We start from the raw sequence: 15,847 nt of genomic DNA, 5'->3' as shown, positions 1-15,847 counted from the left end.
GCGGTGCGGCTCATACGGACGGGACCCGGTAGTCCCGGATCGTGATCGCGGTCGCGGCCCGGCGGATCGGCCCGGTGACCCGCTCGATCATCCGGTCCTTACCCGGCAGGTGCGGCATCAGGCGCAGCATCAGCATCTGGAAGCGGATCTGCGCCGCGGACCTCAGCACCATGCCCTTGATGTTGGCGGCCGCGAGCTTCTGGTTCTCCTCGACGAAGTGCCGCATCTCACGCTCGTACGCGGTGAACCCGGCGGTGTGGTCTCCGGCCGCGGCGGCGAGGCAGCCCGCCAGCACGTAGGCGCCGACCAGGGCCAGGCTGGTGCCCTGCCCGGACGCGGGGGAGGGCCCGTAGGCGGCGTCGCCCACGAGGGCCACGCGGCCCGACGACCAGCCGTCCATGCACACCTGGCTGATCGAGTCGAAGTAGAAGTCCGGCGCGTCCCACATGGCGTCGAGGAGGCGCGGGACGTCCCAGCCCTGGTCCGCGAAGACCTCGGCGAGCAGCTTCTTCTGCCGGGTGACGTCCCGCCCGTCGCCGGCCCCCGGCGGGGAGGAGAACAGGAACATCGCCCTGGCGTCGGCGTCTCGCCGGGTGCCGTACATCCCGGCGCTCCGGCCCGGCGCCGGGTGCATCATCTCGGTGCGGTCCAGGCCGAGGTGGTTGGGCACCGTGAAGATCGAGATGTGGTGCCCGAGGTCGCGGACGAACCGGGACTCCTCGCCGAAGGCCAGCGCGCGGACGTTGGAGTGGAGGCCGTCGGCACCCACCACCAGGTCGAACGTCCTCGGGGGGCCGCTCTCGAAGGTGACGCGCACCCCTCCGGGCGTCCGCTCCAGGGCGGTGACGGAGTTGTCGAAGAGGTACTCGACACCGTCTCCGGCCGCACCGTGCAGGATCCGGACGAGGTCGCCGCGCATGATCTCGACGTCGTCGCCCTCGCGGCCGCCGAACACCTCGGCGTTCATCGTCGCGACCTGCTTCCCCCGGGCGTCGACGAAGCGTGCGACGCGCATGTCCGTGCTGTGCCGGCGCACCTCGTCCAGCAGGCCCATGCGGCTGACGACGTCGAGTGCCGCGCCCCGGATGTCGATTTTGTAGCCGCCCTCCCGCAGACGGGGAGCGCGCTCGACGACGGTGGGGGTGAACCCGTACTCACGCAACCAGTACGCCAGCGTCAGCCCGGCGACGCTTCCGCCGGAGATCAGGATGTTCGTCACGACTCGGACTGTACAAACGTCTCAATATTTTGTCTAGTACAGATGTCTCAGACATCGGTCCGTCAATCGGTTAGGATCTGCGCATGGGAAACCGGGAAGACCTGCTCGCCGGTGCCAGGCGATGCCTGATGGAGAAGGGGTACTCCGGCACCACCGCGCGTGACATCGCGACCGCGGCCGGCACCAGCCTCGCCTCCATCGGCTACCACTTCAGGTCGACGAAGGCGCTGCTCAACGCGGCTCTCGTCGATGCGATGGAGGAGTGGGGCAAGGAGATCGAGCGGACCCTGGCCGCCGGACCGGCGCTCGGCGAGACGCCCGCGCAGCGGTTCGAGGCCACCTGGAACCGGATCATCGAGTCCTTCGCCAGGCTGAGGCCCCTGTGGGCCATCCAGTTCGAGCTCATCGCGCAGATGGACCGCATGCCCGAGCTGCGGGAGGCCTTCGCGACGGCCAACCGCCAGGCGAAGCTGGGACTCGCGGCGCTCTTCGAGAACCTCGACCCGGCCGCGGATCCGCGGAAGGCGATGGCCGTCGGCGCGTTCTACCAGGCGCTGCTCGGCGGCATGGCGGCGCAGTGGCTCGTCGATCCCGACGAGGCGCCGTCCGCCGCCGACCTCGCCGAGGCGCTGCGCACGATCGCCCCAGGCCTCGCCGCACAGTGACGCCCCCGGGGACCCGCCGCCCCGGAACGCCGGGGCCGTACGAGTCGTGCGGGCGGGTCAGCCGCCCCCGCTCATGGCGGCGGCGGACGCCGCGTGCAGTTGCTGGATGACCTTGCGCAGGGCGGGCGTCGCCGGTCCGCCGCGTTCGCCCAGCTCGGCGATGCGCTGCCGGTACGCCTTCCGCCTGGCCCGCGGCAGCACCGTCCGGAGCTCGCCCGCGGCGGCCAGCGCGACCAGGGCGGCCTCCCGTTCGCCGACCCGGGACATGGGACCGTTGAGCGCGGTGGTGACCTGCGTCGTGAGCCGCTTCACCACGCGCGGATCGCGCACGCGCACCCGGGTCCTGTTGAAGACCAGGAGGAACGGCTGGCGCAGCTCCACGCGGACCCAGTGCCGCGTCTCCAGCTCGTCCCGGACCGCCCGGACCGTCGCGCGGCCGTCCTTGTCGATCCAGTGCCGCCACGGCTTGGGGCGGGACCCGGCGATCTGGTGCAGCAGGTCGTCCAGGACCGGATCGCCGAGCGGCTTCTCGCTCACCACCCGCACCTTGCCGCGCTCGTCGGCGATCCGGCCGTCGAGGAGCAGCTCGGTGAGCGCGGCGGCGCGGAGCAGGTACGGGAAGCGGTAGTTCGTCACCACCCGCTCCTTACGGGGGTCGTAGCCGAGCAGGTAGAGCCGGGCCGGCAGGGAGCCGGGAACGTTCATGAGGTCGCCTTCTCTCAGTCGTCTCCGGGCGGAGCTCCGCCTTCGGGCTCGTCGGGCTCCTGGGAGGCCGCGGAGCCGTTGGGCGGGGCCGATGTCCTGGGCGGTCGGCCGCGCCGGGGGATGCGGGCGGCCTCGCGGGGAAGCCGCCCCGCCTCCGCCAGCGCCTGGCGGAGCAGGAACTCGATCTGCGCGTTGGTGCTGCGTAGTTCGTCACCGGCCCACCGGGCCAGCGCGTCGTGCACGGCGGGGTCCAGTCGCAGCAGGATGCTCTTCCGGTCGGTCGCCACGGTCAGCGGTAGAGGGAACCGGTGTTGACCACGGGCTGCACGTCCCGGTCGCCGCACAGGACGACGAGCAGGTTGCTGACCATGGTGGCCTTGCGCTCCTCGTCCAGTTCGATCACGTCGTGCTCGTCGAGGCGGGCCAGGGCAGCCTCGACCATGCCGACCGCGCCCTCCACGATCCGCTGACGTGCCGCGACGACCGCTCCGGCCTGCTGGCGGCGCAGCATGGCCTGCGCGATCTCGGGGGCGTACGCCAGGCGGGTGATGCGCGACTCGATCACCCGGACCCCCGCCGAGGCCACCCGGGCCTGGATCTCGGCCGACAGGCGGCCGGTGATCTCGTCGGCGTTCTGGCGCAGGGAGAGCACGTCGTCGTGCCCGTCGTAGGGGTAGCTGCCCGCGATGTGGCGGACCGCCGTCTCGGTCTGGAAGGCGACGAACTCCACGAAGTCGTCCACCTCGAAGACGGCCTTCGCGGTGTCCTCCACCTGCCAGACCACCACCGCGGCCATCTCGATCGGGTTGCCGTCGGCGTCGTTGACCTTGCTGACGTCGGTCTCGTGGTTGCGGATCCGGGTCGACACCCGGCGCTTCTGCGTGAAGGGGACCACGAACCGGAGGCCGGGCGTACGGACCGTGCCTACGTAGCGGCCGAGCAACTGGATCACGCGCGCCTCGCCCGGAGCGACCGCGGTGAGCCCGGTGAAGGCGACGACGGCCACCAGGAGGAGCAGCACCCCGGCGATGATCAGCACGGCCCCCGAGCCGCCGCTCCCGTCGGCCGCGATGCCGATTCCGACCGGGACCAGCACGAAGGGGCTCAGCAGGCCCACCAGGGCCAGGATCAGCATCGGCCATCCCCCGGTTTCGCGGGCCGCTCTCTCGTGCGTCTGGGGGGCCGGCATGTCGACGGCGATCTGCAGGTCTGTCATGTGCACGCTCCTCGATGTCTAGCAAGACACTAGCAAAGTGATATCACTTTTGCCTAGAGCCGCCCACCGATGCCTCCGCCGTGCCTCAGGCCGTCCCGTTCACGGTGACGACGACCTTGCCGCCCGGGTGTCCCCCCATGAGGTGACGGATCGCGTCGGGCGCGTCGGCGAGGGGGTAGACCCGGTCGATCATCGGGGTGACGGCGCCGGACTCGGCGAGCCGGGTCAGTTCCTCCAGGTCCTCGGCGCGCTCTCGCGTCATTACCGGGCGAAGCCGCTGCCCGGTGAACGGTGACAGCAGCGGCGCCCGGAACGTGCGTCCCATGCCCCCGGTGAAACGGTGGGCCACGTGCCCGCCGCCGACGACGACCAGCGTCCCCCGCGGCGTCAGGGCGCGCCGGAGCAGGGACAGCGGCCGGTTTCCGGCGGTGTCGACGACGACGTCGTGACGCGGCCCGTCCCGGTCGATCTCCTCCCGGGTGTAGTCGACGACGTCGTCGGCGCCGAGCGACCGCACGAAGCCCGCCTTCGCCGCCGAGCACACGCCGGTGACGCTCGCGCCGTACGCCCTGGCGATCTGCACGGCGAACGACCCCACGCCTCCCGAGGCGCCGATCACCAGAACCCGCTGCCCCGGGCGCACACCGGCGACGTCGCGCACGGCCTGCAGCGCCGTCATGCCGGAGACCGGCATCGCGGCGGCCTGCTCGAACGTGAGGCCGGCCGGTTTCGGCGCGAGCCTGTCCTGCCGCGCCCTCGCGAACTCCGCGTACGAGCCGCTCGTACAGGTGCCGTACACCTCCTGACCCGGCCGGAACCGGGTCACTCCGGCGCCGACGGCCGCCACCACCCCGGCCATGTCACGGCCCCGGACCGTCACCTTCGGCCGGCGCAGCCCGAAGCCCGCGAGGCGCATGAGGTACGGCCGGCCGGTCATGAGGACCCACACGCCGGGGTCCACCGCGGCGGCGCGGACCTCGACGAGCACCTCCTCGGCACCGATCTCGGGGCGGTCGACGTCGCTCAGGCGGAGCACGTCCGCCGGGCCGTACGCGTCCTGGACGATGGCTTTCATGGCGTCTCCTCGGGGAGGTCGGGGTACTGGAACACGTCGTCGAGCGGAACGCCGAACACGCGGGCGATCCGGAAGGCCATCTCCAGGGACGGCGAGTATCGGCCCTGTTCGATGGCGATGAGGGTCTGCCGGGTCACGCCGATGCGCTCGGCGAGCTCGGCCTGGGTCATCTCGTCGTGCGTGAACCGCAGCGTGCGGATGCGGTTGGTCACGCGGGTCGGCTTCACCATTCCGGAAGGCTCCTGCGATAGGCGACGACCTTGGCGATCCCGGCGAGGACCGCCGACAGCACGAAGCAGAGGTAGACCACGTTGGCGATCCAGAACCGGTCCCACCCGGCCATCGCCATGAGCATCGCGGCCACCGCGCCGATCACGACGAACGCCTGGCCGACGTGGTCGCCGAACCGCCCGATCTCCCGGTCACGCGCGTCCTGCACGCGGGAGGCGCGGGGGTTCACGATCGCCATCCCGATCTCGGCCGCGATCGTGGCGGCGATGGCCCCGCCGACCGACCACAGCAGGGCGGCGGTGTACGGCGTGTCGGGTAACGGACCCCCGCCCGCCCGTCTGAGGACGACGACGACGTACGCCGCGTAGGCGAGCACGGCGACGACCAGCCTGATCCAGGCGCGCTTCTCCAGGTGGGTCATGAGCGGCTCCTCTCGATGTACAACATCTTTGACATCTCCAAGGTAGCCAATCTTTGACCTCGTGTACAGAATTTTTTACACGAGTATCGATGGGGGCGCCTGCGCGACGGCTACGGCCGCAGGCGGGGGCGGGGGAGTGTGCGGCGCAGGCGGGGGCCGTGCCTGCGCCACCAGGCCCGCGCCCAGGCCACCTGGAACGCGAGCGCGGCCAGCAGCACCGCAGCGGCGTCCAGCACGGAGAGGGGCGTGGCGGGGGTGCCGAGCGCGCGCACCGCCCGGCAGAGCAGGACGAGCGTCGCGGGCAGCGTGACCGCGAACGCCACCCCGAGGCAGACCACGGTGCCCACGACCACCAGCACCGCGTACGCCCGGAGGCTGCGGCGCTCCCGCCGGGGCAGGCCGGCGAGCGGGTCGGGCGTCGGCCTGCCGAGCAGCCGGAGCACCCGGTGGCGCGCGTAGGCGGTGGCGTCGCCGTACATGTTCCGGCAGCCGGTCAGGTCCTGCAGCAGGAAGTACACGTCGGTGCGCATGAACACCAGGAACTGGGTGGTCAGCATGGACACCGAGGTCAGCGTGACGAGGGACAGCACGGTGTGGCGGCCCAGGACGGCGGCCAGGACGACCGCGGCCGAGCAGGCCGCCGCGTCGACGGCCATCCCGGCGAGATAGACCGTCAGGCGGACGCGCCGCTCGGCCAGCCAGATCCCGGACACCTCGGTCTGCACGGCCAGGAACTGCAACCGCGTGCCCAGGCGGATCCGGCCCGGCACCCCGGCCGCCCTGGCGGTCGACAGGTGCGCCATCTCGTGCAGGAAGATCAGCGTCCAGCCGACGGCGATCTCCGAGAGCAGGACGAGCGTGCCGTGCTCGCTCCACAGCAGGTCCTGCCAGCCCGGCAGCGTCTCCCGCCTGATCACCGCCGTCACCGCCCCGGCGGCGATCACGCCGGCCACCGCCGTGTGGAGCAGCGGGCTCAGCGTCCACCGCACGTGCCGGGGACGCAGCCGGGGGAACGTCGGCGGCTCGGCCGGGGCGGCCGGCCTGCCCGGCTCGTCCAGGAAACCCAGCTCGCCGAGGGCGCGGACGAAGTCCCGGACGTCGAGGTCGGCGCCCGTCTCGCCGCGCAGCCGCCGTTCGGCCTCCTCGATGGTCGCGCCCTCCATCAGCAGCCTGATGGCCCGCATCCCCTCGTACGGCACCGCGGCGAACTCCTGCCCGTCCGGGCGGCCGACGATCCACTGGGAGCCGTCCCGCCGGAACGCGAGGTCGCGCAGCCGGACCCGGGTCCCGTCCGCCGGCTGCCCGGCGTCCTGGCTCATCGCGGCCTCCAGGCGCGGGGTTCAGGGGCGGTGGGTGCCGCGCGACCGGGAGGAGGCCGAGGGAGGCGGCAGCGGGAGGACCTCCCGCTCGACGTACGCCCGCACGTCCTCTCCCCGCTCGTAGAGCGTCTCGATCGCGGCGCGGCAGGGGCCCGCGAGGTCCGGGTCGGTGATCCGCCGGGCGCCGACGTGCCCGCCGATCTCGTCGTACAGCACCTCGTAGAGGAGTGACGAGCCGATCGCGACGAGTTCGGGGAGCGGCGCGGTGCGCTCGAACTCCCGTACGGCGCCCGCGGCGAGCACCCGTGGACGCTCCCCGGCCTCCGCCCTGACGGCCAGGACGTGCAGTTCCCACTGGAGGTAAGGGGTGAGCGGGGTCTCCACGACGCGGAGCCTGCGGGTCGCCGGGCGGGTGCGGTAGTAGGCGGTGAGCGGCTCCCGCATCTCCGCGATCAGGGCGAGGGAACGTTCCCAGTCACCGGCCATCATCGCCCGCCAGCTCGGGACGTCGGGCTCGCGGAACTCCTGGGCGCGTTCGAGCTTCCACACCACGCCGGTCGCCCGGTCGAACTCCTCGGCGAACTCGGCCTGGTAGGCGTCGGCGGGCAGCACCCGCGCCTCGGCCTGCCGTACGTCGTCAAAGATGGTGCGGGTGGATGCCACCCTTCTCTCCTTCGGGCCGTCCGTCGCGGTGCGGCGCGGGGCCGCGGGGCCGGTGCGGCACGACCGCCTGCGGCGTGCGGGCGCTCCCGCTGCGCGCCCGCACACCACGGTGGCGGCACCGGCGTCAGTTGCCGACGCTGTTGCTGGCGTTCGTCGTCTCGATCTTGTCGAGCAGCCGGATGGTGATTTTCGTCTTGACCGGCGGGGCCGCCTCGTCGGCGGTTTCGATCTCGTGCTCGTTGGGGGTCATCCGGTTCCTCTCGTGGGTGAGGGACGGGGATGTTCTCGCGAGAACGCGTTCATGATTCGCCGCCGGCGGCACGCAGTCAATGATTCTGTCAATTCGTTGTGGTAATCGCTGTTTCGGTCATGCCGGCGAAATGCGCCCATTCGAATCGAAACGGGCGCGTACCCGGGTCCCGCAGACCGGGCAGCCGGGGCGTGGGGGATGGCTGACCCGCACATGGTGGTCCGCGGCGATCAGGTTGACTCCCCGGATGGTGCCGGCCGGCGGCGCGGACGCCCCGGTCAGCAGCGCGATCAGCGCGTGGGCGACGAGCTGGCCGGACAGGCCCGCCGACGTGGCGATCACCCCCGGTCCGCCGAGGTCCACCGGCGTGCCCGGGCGGCGCCGGGCCTCCTCGCCGTCGCACAGGCACTCGTAGCAGGTCCCGGCGTCCGGGGTGAAGCAGCCCACGGTGACCAGCGGCCCGCTGTACCCGCCGCCCACCCACGGGATCCCCGCCGCGGCGCAGGCGCGGTTGGCCCACACCCTGATGCGGTGCCCGTCCGGCCGGTCGGCGCAGAGGGCGAGCGCGTCGAAACCCGCGATCAGCTCGGCGAGTTCGCGGCGGCTGCCGACGCACCGCCGGTCGCCGGTGACGGTGATGTCGGAGTTGACGCCGCGCAGCCGCGCGACGGCCGCCTCCGCCTTCGGCCGTCCCACGTCGGCCTCGCCGTACAGCACCTGACGGTTGAGGTTCGACAGCTCGACCAGGTCGGGATCCACGCAGTGGATCTCGCCGACGCCCGCGGCGGCGAGGGCCCACGCCGCGTGGCTGCCCGTGCCGCCCAGGCCCAGCACCACCACCCGCGCGCCCTTGAGCCGCAGCTGCGCCTCCCAGCTGTGCGGGCCCGGGCCGACCATCCGGAAGAACGCCTGGTTCCTGCTGTACCGGTCGATCTCCCGCTCGCTCAGCGCGGCGGGCGGCACGTCGGCGGCGTCCTCCACGTATCGGGTCGCGACGAGCTGCTCGACGACCGACTCGGCGTCCGTCAGCTCCGGATGGGCCAGGCGGAGCCGGTCCGCGATGTCCTCGCGGGAGCGGGTGCCGTCCATCAGGCACAGGGCGGTCCAGACCCAACCGTACGGATCCTCGATTTCGGCGGCGATCCCGTAAATCTCGCCGCCGATGCGAATGGTGCCGTCCTCGTACCGGTGGGGCCGGTGCTCGAATTTCACCCGGGGCAGGCGCACGAGTCGAGCATTACTGCCCGGTTACTTATCCGGTCAACACCTGAGGTGGGAGAACGGGGAATGGGGTGCGGCCGGAAAAGGTTACGGCCGGCTGTATCCCTCCCGTCGCCGCCGCCCGCCATCGGGACGGCGGCGCACGGCGCCCCGGCGTCGGGACGACGTGAAACGGCGCCGCCGGCGGGCATACGTTGGGACCGATGAACGATCAGCGTGCCCGTCCCAGTCATGTCCTGTTCCTCTCCGCGTCGCGGCGTCCGCGCCTGCTCGCCGGCCTGCTGGCAGGCGGGCTCGCCGGTCTGGTCTCGCTGTCCGGCTGCGCCGGCGCGCGGGGCGAGGGATCGCCGGCCGTCTCCGGCGGGGCCGAGGCTCCGGCCGCGTCCGTGACGCCGCCGGAGCCGCCTTCCGGAGGCCCGTCCGCGCCGGCGACGCCGGAGCAGCCGCCGCCCGCGGAGCCGGAGGCGAAGCCGCCCGCGCCCGACGCGAAGATTCCCAAGGATCCCGCCGCGCTGGCCGAGGCGCTGACCCGGACGACCGCGCTGCTGCGGGACGCCGTCGACGACTGGCGGCGCACGGGGGACCCCGCCAGGGGACAGGCCCCCGAGCCGGTGGTCCTGCTCGCCCTGTACGAGCAGCGCCTCTACCGTCATCTGGCCCGTAACCCCGGCGTCGCGTCGCGCACCTACGGGAAACTGTCCAAGGACCAGGCCGCGCGGGCGCGGGACAACGTGACGGCCGTACGCGACCTGCTCTCCCTGGCCCACCCCGTCAGCGGGCCGGTCAAGTTCCGCATCGAGCCGCCCGAACCGGCGGACGTCCTGCTCGACGGCTTCCGCCGGGCCGGGCGCCGGTTCGGGATCGACTGGCAGGTGCTGGCCGCGGTCATGCTCGTGGAGACCAAGTTCGGCCGCGTCCGGTCGCCGAGCTACGTCGGCGCCAAGGGGCCGATGCAGTTCATGCCCGGCACCTGGAAGGCGTACGGGATGGGCGGCGACATCGACGACACCCGGGACGCCCTGCTCGCCGCGGCCAACTACCTGCACGCGTCGGGAGCGCCGGGCGACTACCGGCGGGCGCTGTACGCCTACAACCACTCCCAGGCGTACGTGGACGCGGTCCTGCTGCACACCCGCCAGATGAAGCGCGACATCAGGAACTACTACGCCTACTACAACTGGCAGGTGTACGTCATCACGACGAAGGGCGAACGGCGCCTGAGCGGCCCCTGAACGGCCCCTGAACGGCCCCTGAACGACCTCTGAGCGGCCCCTGAGCGGCCTCTGACGGCGCGGGCCGGCGGCCGCGCCGACATGTCGCCCTGGCTGTAACCAATGCCGCCTCCCGAGCGACTGATCCTTTGGAGCCCAATCGCGCGGGGAGGTCGGCTGTGCGGCAGATGACGACTGTCGTGGGAATGATCCCCGTCGCGATGGTGCTCAGAGCCGCCGTCCTGACGTCGGCGCTCCTCGCGGCGGTGGCTCTCGGTCCGCGCCCGGCGCTCGCCGCTTCGGAGTGCGAGTTCGGGCCTCCCGGTTCCGCCTGGGTCGAGACGTCCGTGACCGTCGAGGAACGCGGCCACGACACCGCTGTGATGAGGAGCACGACGCGGGTCGGCGTGCCCCGCGACTGGCCGGGGGCCGCCGCCCTGTTCGCCGCCGGCGGCGCCGACGGCTGCCTGCTTCCGGCCGGCGGTCCGTCGACCTCGACCGCCACGATGTCGCCGGACGGCGCCGAGGTCGTGGTCCAGCGCACCCAGGAGACTCCTCTGCAGTCGTACGACATGGAGTGGGAGACGGAGGTCGCCGGGCTCTGGTCGAGCCGGACGTCCGGCCGGACCCGGTTCGTCGCGTTGCAGCTCTCACCGGCCGGTCTGCCGCCCGGGCTGGCCCGGGCGCGATGGCGGGCCGTGGCCGTGCGGACGCCGGACTCGGAGGTGCGCGCAGTGATGCCCCTGCCGTCGGAGGTGCGGCCCGGCCACACGTACGTGTGGCGGGACGCCGCCGCCCCGCCGCGCGTCGAGGTCGCCCTCCGGATGTCCGCGCGGTCCGCGTTCCAGCGCTGGACCGGCTCCGGAGGACAGAAGGTGCTCACGGTCGCGACCTGCCTGGGCTTCGCGCTGCCCTACCTGCTGCTCGCCGGACTGCTCGTGCTGCCAGGCCGGCGCTCGGCCGACCGGGACGAGCGCGCCCTCGTCAGGATCGTTCTCGGCACCCTGGCCTTGATCACCGCGGTGGAGGTGATCGCGGCCGTACTCCTCAGCGGGACGCTCTTCCCGGCCCACCTCATCGGCCTGACGGACGCCGGGGCCGTTCTCATCCTGGCGGCGCCGCTCTGCGCGGCCGCGTGGCGGCGGGCGCGTCCGCGAATCCGGCGGGCCGGCCGGGCGCCCACCGGCTCCGGGCGCACCCGTCCAGGGCCCACCGGTCCGGCGTCGGCGGGAGTGGTGCTCGCGGGAGCGGCGCTCGTCGCCGTCAGCGGCTTCGCGCCCCTGGCCAGGCGGTACGTCCACGAGCAGGCGGACCCCGCGTGGGTCGCATCGGCCGTCGCGACGGCGTCGCTGCTGACCGGAGCGGCGTGGGTGATCGCGGTGCGGGCGGCTCGCGTACCGGACAGGAGGACGCCCCGGGCCGTCCGCGCGCTGCTGCGATGGAGCGTCCCGGGGCTCGCGCTGACGACCCTGGCGTTCGTGGCCCACGCGGCCGTCACCGGCCTGCGGACCTGGGGATACCTGCCGGATGTCGTCGTGTCGCCCTTCTTTCTGCTGCGGAACCTCGCCTATCTGATGTGGCCGCTGGTGGTGCTCCTGCTTCTGCTGCTGCTGCGTCTGCACGGACGGCGCACGGAAGCCGTCGGGCCGCTCACCGCGTGGCTCGTCGCCTTCCTGTTCGTCGTGGGCACGATCAGATGGCCCAGCACGTACGCGGGGATGCCCGTCCCGCTCGCCGCGCTCGCCGGTCTGGCGGTGCTGTCTCTGCTGCTGCGGCTGACGCGACGGGCCGAGCCCGCGGACCCGGGTGTGTCGCGGCGGCGGCTCGCCGTGATCGTCGAGGAGCACCGGGCCCTGGAGGCGCGGGAGAAGGGCCTGCGCCGGCGCTGGGCCGCGGGAGACATGGACGACGCCGCCTACCACAGGGAGAACGAGCCGGTCGTGGAGCGCATCGGGCGGTTACGCGGGGAGATCGGCCTCGATCCCCGCAGAGAGGACGGCCTGACCCCGCTCGACCTCGCGCTGGCGCGCGGCCCGGGGAGCTCATGGTGGGCCAACGCGCGGCTCGCCTCGCGGTACGCGACCTACGTGGGCGCGCCCGCCGCCGTGTTCCTCATCTGGGCCACCTGGAGCACCGACAGCATGGGCCACGACGGCTGGCTCGACCGGCTCCGCGAGCCCAACGGGTTCTACGGACTGGCCGGCGACCTGATCGGAGGGCTGCTGATCTGGCCGGTCGCCGGGTTCGTGCTGGGCGCGCTGTGGCGTCGCCTGCCCGGCAGGCGCGGCTACTTGAAGGGGGCCGTGCCCGTGCTCGCGTACGGCGCGGCCACGGGGGCGCACGCCGTGCTGAACAACCTCATCGGGCAGGCCCCCGTGCGCGGTTCTCTCGTCCGGATCCTGCTGCTCTTCCTGGTCCTGACCGTGGTCGCCGTCCTCATGGACGCGCGCACGCTCCAGACCCGCCCGGGCGGCCTCGCGTCGCGGCTCACCCCCGTGGCCGTCGTCTACCGGCTCGGTACGGCGGGCAGCGGGATCGCGCTCATCGTCGCCCAGGCGGCGGCGATCCTCGGCCTGTGGACCCAGCTCAGGCACGGCATCGACATCACCTCACAGGTCGACACCTCGACACAGGCGCCGCCGAGCACCGACGCCCAGCTGTTCCAGAGCCGTCCGGGCGGATAGCCGCCCGGCGTTTCGCAGCGGGGCGCCGGAGCGTGCTCAGAGCGCGGGGTAGGCGTTGTTCACCAGCATCACGAACTGCTCGTGGTGCCAGTCGCCGTAGAGCGGCGCGTTGGGAAGGGCGTTGGTCGGCCGTATCGAGTCCGTCCAGGGCGTGAGGTTGCCCTTGGGGTCGCACACGCCGTCGAGCGGCTGGTCCGAGCCCGCGGGCGGAACCGGGCCGCCCGCTCCGTCCGACTCGCCGGGCCGCTTGATCCACAGGTAGGCGTCGACCCCGGGCACGGGCGCCGCGACCGGCCGCGTGCCCAGCCCGGCGCCGTTCTGGTTGCAGATGGCGCCCCGCGACGGGCGCCGGTCGACGCGGCTCTGGTCCACGTACGTGTTGAGGTCGAGCGAGGTGCTTACGGCGGTCGGCCTGCCCGGTCCGCCCCAGCCGTCGCGGGAGGTGTCGATCACCACGCCGAGCGAGCTCGGCAGGCCCTTGGCGACGAGGGCGCCGCGCATCGCGAGGGCGTAGTCCCGCTCGTCGAAGTGCGGGTTCCAGTCGTAGAACCTGCTCATGATGAGCTGCTGGCCGGCCACGGTGCGGTTGGGGTCGGGCAGGAACGGTTCCGTGAGGGGGACGTAGTCGGCGACGTTCGTGGCGATGCCGTCGAGGCTGTTCAGCCCCGCCGCCGTGCCGCGCACGGTCTCGGTGATGAGGGTCGTCAGCTGCGTGAAGTTGGTGTCCCAGCCTGCGAGCGACGCGTTGCCGGCGTCCAGGTACGTGTAGACGTTGGGCAGCGGCGCGAGCCTGTCGAGGGCGTAGCGGATGCCCGCCGTGTACACGCCCGACTGCTGCGCCTGCACGCACCGCAGGGTGCCCGTGCCCACGATGAGGTCGATCAGCGCCTTCGGCTCGACGACCGTCGCGACGCGCAGGTTCCGGTACTCGGGCCTGGCCAGGAGGGCGGCGATGGCGTCGACGTACTCGGTCCTGTAGCGGTTCAGGCCGCCCTGCGCCTCGTGCAGTTCGGCGTTGGAGACCAGCGACCGGCAGTCGCGGTCGGGCAGGTCGTGCAGCACGAGCGTGACGTAGCCGGCGTTCTGCCGCACGGCCTCGTCGAGGTGGTCCTTGAGCGTCCTCGTCACACCGGAGCCCCCGGTGACGTCGGCGATGCGGTCGAGCCAGACCGCGGTGGACGTCCTCTTCAGGCCGCGCATCCTGCCCGCGGTGGCGTCGTCCACCTTGACGGCCGAGGACTCCACGTCGGCCGCCCAGTCCGGGTCGACGTACCCGGTGGCGCCGATGAACGGGTTGTCCACCGGGACGTCCGGGCTCGGGCTGACGCTCGGACTCGGCGAGGGACTCGGTGAAGGGCTGGGCGAAGGGCTGGGCGAAGGGCTCGGTGAGGGACTGGGTGAAGGGCTCGGCGACGGGCTCGGAATGAGGATCACCTGGCACGGCACCCCGTTCACGGCGAAGTCCGTGGGCGGCGGGTTGCTTCCGGTCCAGGTGCCGTTGAAGCCGAGGTGGACGGATCCGCCGGAGGGCACCGAGCCGTTCCATGTCTCGCTCTCCGCGACGACGTGGTTGGCGGACTGGGTCCACCGGGCCGACCAGCCCTGCGTGAGCCGCTGGGTGCCGGGGAACGAGAACGTCAGCTTCCAGCCGTTCAGCGACTCGCCGGAGCTCGTGAGGGTGACGCCGGCCGTGAAGCCACCCGAGTTCGTGCCCCATTGGGTGGTCGCGTAGGTCACTTTGCAGCCGACGGCGGCGTCGGCGGAGGTCGTGCCCAGGACGATCCCCGCTCCGCCCAGGGCCGTGGCCGTGACGGCCGTCAGGAGTCCGCGTAGAAACCGGTTGCCGCCGAATGTCATGGGCGATCGTTCTCCAGATGAGGTGAGCCGGGCGTGTCCCGGCGGCCGCTCCGGATGCCGGAGGGGCGCCGATGATCCCCAGACTCATCAATCGCCCGGCGCGTGTACACCGTCCGCGTCAGGGGAAAGCGCCCTTTCCGCAACGAACGGACGAGAGTGTGAGGGGACCTCGGAGAATCCGTACGAGACCCCTGCCGGTCCGCGCCGGAGCCGGTGAAATATTCAGCGGCCGGGCCCGGCCGTCCGTCAGGGCTTGCGGCCGACGCCGCAGATCGCGTCCACGGCGCGGGGAGAACTCTCGGCGTCCGCGAGGTCGGGCCGCCAGCGGGGGACGGTGACCACTCCGGGGTCGACGAGCTCCAGGCCCTCGAAGAAGCGGGCGAGCGCCTCGGGGGCGCGCAGGTGATAGGAACTCGCGGAGTTGGCGTTGTAGATCTCGATGGCCCGCACGAGCGCCTCGCTGGTGTCGGTGCCGTCGCTCACCGCCAGATAGCTGCCGGGCGGCAGGGCGTCGAGCAGGCGGGCCAGGACCGCCCACGGGTCCTCCTCGTCGCGAAGCTGCCCCAGGATCCCGAGCATCATCAGCGCGACGGGCCGGTCGAAGTCGAGCATGTTCCGGGCGGCGGCCAGGATCGTGTCCGTGTCGCGCACGTCGGCCTCGATGTAGTCGGTCCTGCCCTCCGGCGTGCTGGTGAGCAGCACCCGCGCGTGCACCAGGACGAGCGGGTCGTTGTCGACGTAGACGATCCGGCTCTCGGGGGCGACGCGCTGGGCGACCTGGTGGGTGTTGTCGGCGGTCGGCAGGCCGGTGCCGATGTCGAGGAACTGGCGCACACCCGCCTCGGCCGTCAGGTAGCGCACCGCGCGGACCAGGAAACGCCGCTGCTGACGGGCGATCCGGGCGATGTCGGGGAACATCCGCATGATCATGTCGCCGGCCTCGCGGTCCACGGCGTAGTTGTCCTTGCCGCCCAGGAGGTAGTTCCAGACGCGGGCCGAGTGCGAGGCGGAGGAGTCGATCGCGGGCGATCCTGGTCCGTCGGTCACCGTGGTTCTCCGGTCTGCTGTGCCGATCGAGATCATCAGTCTCGCGCCGGTGGTCGAGATGCG

The 15,847-nt window shown here is 72.5% G+C and carries 16 protein-coding genes; 3 read left to right on the top strand and 13 right to left on the bottom strand.

The features are described 5' to 3' along the window. Positions 1 to 10: 10 nt before the first annotated feature. Positions 11 to 1,219, bottom strand: coding sequence for an FAD-dependent monooxygenase (locus tag HHX40_RS29095; RefSeq protein ID WP_182883126.1), 1,209 nt, complete (start codon positions 1,217 to 1,219; stop codon positions 11 to 13). Positions 1,220 to 1,302: 83 nt separating this feature from the next. Between HHX40_RS29095 and HHX40_RS29090 the strand changes: the two genes are divergently transcribed. Next, positions 1,303 to 1,884: a TetR/AcrR family transcriptional regulator gene (locus HHX40_RS29090; protein WP_182883125.1), complete on the top strand. Its 582-nt coding sequence runs from the start codon at positions 1,303 to 1,305 to the stop codon at positions 1,882 to 1,884. 57 nt (positions 1,885 to 1,941) lie between these two features. On the opposite strand, the gene HHX40_RS29085 is transcribed toward HHX40_RS29090, so the two are convergent. The 10 genes from HHX40_RS29085 to HHX40_RS29045 all read right to left on the bottom strand — a co-directional run bounded on the left by HHX40_RS29085 (position 1,942) and on the right by HHX40_RS29045 (position 8,991). After that, positions 1,942 to 2,589, bottom strand: coding sequence for a GOLPH3/VPS74 family protein (locus HHX40_RS29085; RefSeq protein ID WP_182883124.1), 648 nt, complete (start codon positions 2,587 to 2,589; stop codon positions 1,942 to 1,944). A 14-nt stretch (positions 2,590 to 2,603) separates the two neighbouring features. Then, the gene (locus tag HHX40_RS29080; protein WP_310738337.1) at positions 2,604 to 2,876 is read right to left on the bottom strand and encodes a hypothetical protein; all 273 of its coding nucleotides are present in this window, start codon (positions 2,874 to 2,876) and stop codon (positions 2,604 to 2,606) included. Between the two features lie 2 nt (positions 2,877 to 2,878). After that, positions 2,879 to 3,805, bottom strand: a complete 927-nt coding sequence (locus HHX40_RS29075) for an SPFH domain-containing protein (protein ID WP_182883123.1) — start codon at positions 3,803 to 3,805, stop codon at positions 2,879 to 2,881. Between the two features lie 85 nt (positions 3,806 to 3,890). Beyond that, the gene (locus tag HHX40_RS29070; protein WP_182883122.1) at positions 3,891 to 4,880 is read right to left on the bottom strand and encodes an NAD(P)-dependent alcohol dehydrogenase; all 990 of its coding nucleotides are present in this window, start codon (positions 4,878 to 4,880) and stop codon (positions 3,891 to 3,893) included. Continuing rightward, positions 4,877 to 5,110, bottom strand: coding sequence for a helix-turn-helix transcriptional regulator (locus tag HHX40_RS29065; RefSeq protein ID WP_111700599.1), 234 nt, complete (start codon positions 5,108 to 5,110; stop codon positions 4,877 to 4,879). Before HHX40_RS29065 ends, HHX40_RS29070 begins: the two co-directional genes overlap by 4 nt. After that, positions 5,104 to 5,532, bottom strand: coding sequence for a hypothetical protein (locus tag HHX40_RS29060; RefSeq protein WP_182872816.1), 429 nt, complete (start codon positions 5,530 to 5,532; stop codon positions 5,104 to 5,106). The genes HHX40_RS29065 and HHX40_RS29060 overlap by 7 nt, the downstream gene beginning before the upstream one ends. Positions 5,533 to 5,642: 110 nt before the next feature. Then, positions 5,643 to 6,851: a hypothetical protein gene (locus tag HHX40_RS29055; RefSeq protein WP_182883121.1), complete on the bottom strand. Its 1,209-nt coding sequence runs from the start codon at positions 6,849 to 6,851 to the stop codon at positions 5,643 to 5,645. 21 nt (positions 6,852 to 6,872) lie between these two features. Further along, complete coding sequence (locus HHX40_RS29050) at positions 6,873 to 7,514, bottom strand: DUF6879 family protein (protein WP_182883120.1); 642 nt, start codon at positions 7,512 to 7,514, stop codon at positions 6,873 to 6,875. Between the two features lie 124 nt (positions 7,515 to 7,638). After that, the gene (locus HHX40_RS37265; protein WP_259402009.1) at positions 7,639 to 7,764 is read right to left on the bottom strand and encodes a hypothetical protein; all 126 of its coding nucleotides are present in this window, start codon (positions 7,762 to 7,764) and stop codon (positions 7,639 to 7,641) included. 117 nt (positions 7,765 to 7,881) lie between these two features. Beyond that, the gene (locus HHX40_RS29045) at positions 7,882 to 8,991 is read right to left on the bottom strand and encodes a HesA/MoeB/ThiF family protein (protein WP_220499701.1); all 1,110 of its coding nucleotides are present in this window, start codon (positions 8,989 to 8,991) and stop codon (positions 7,882 to 7,884) included. A gap of 197 nt (positions 8,992 to 9,188) precedes the next feature. On the opposite strand from HHX40_RS29045, the gene HHX40_RS29040 reads away from it, so the two are divergent. Together HHX40_RS29040 and HHX40_RS29035 are read left to right on the top strand one after the other, a co-directional pair. Then, on the top strand, positions 9,189 to 10,217 hold the full coding sequence (locus tag HHX40_RS29040) for a lytic murein transglycosylase (protein ID WP_182883119.1): 1,029 nt from the start codon (positions 9,189 to 9,191) through the stop codon (positions 10,215 to 10,217). A gap of 167 nt (positions 10,218 to 10,384) precedes the next feature. After that, the gene (locus tag HHX40_RS29035; protein WP_182883118.1) at positions 10,385 to 12,880 is read left to right on the top strand and encodes a DUF6185 family protein; all 2,496 of its coding nucleotides are present in this window, start codon (positions 10,385 to 10,387) and stop codon (positions 12,878 to 12,880) included. Between the two features lie 36 nt (positions 12,881 to 12,916). Here HHX40_RS29035 and HHX40_RS29030 read toward each other — a convergent pair whose 3' ends face one another. After that, positions 12,917 to 14,737, bottom strand: coding sequence for a glycoside hydrolase family 6 protein (locus tag HHX40_RS29030; protein ID WP_182883117.1), 1,821 nt, complete (start codon positions 14,735 to 14,737; stop codon positions 12,917 to 12,919). 246 nt (positions 14,738 to 14,983) lie between these two features. Then, entirely contained in the window at positions 14,984 to 15,784 is an 801-nt protein-coding gene (locus tag HHX40_RS29025) for an SAM-dependent methyltransferase (protein ID WP_310738336.1), read from the bottom strand. Positions 15,785 to 15,847 lie beyond the last annotated feature (63 nt).

The sequence above is a fragment of the Microbispora sp. H10949 genome, from assembly GCF_014161435.1.
Lineage (GTDB): Bacteria > Actinomycetota > Actinomycetes > Streptosporangiales > Streptosporangiaceae > Microbispora > Microbispora triticiradicis.
This window is presented reverse-complemented; position numbering and strand designations above follow the sequence as displayed.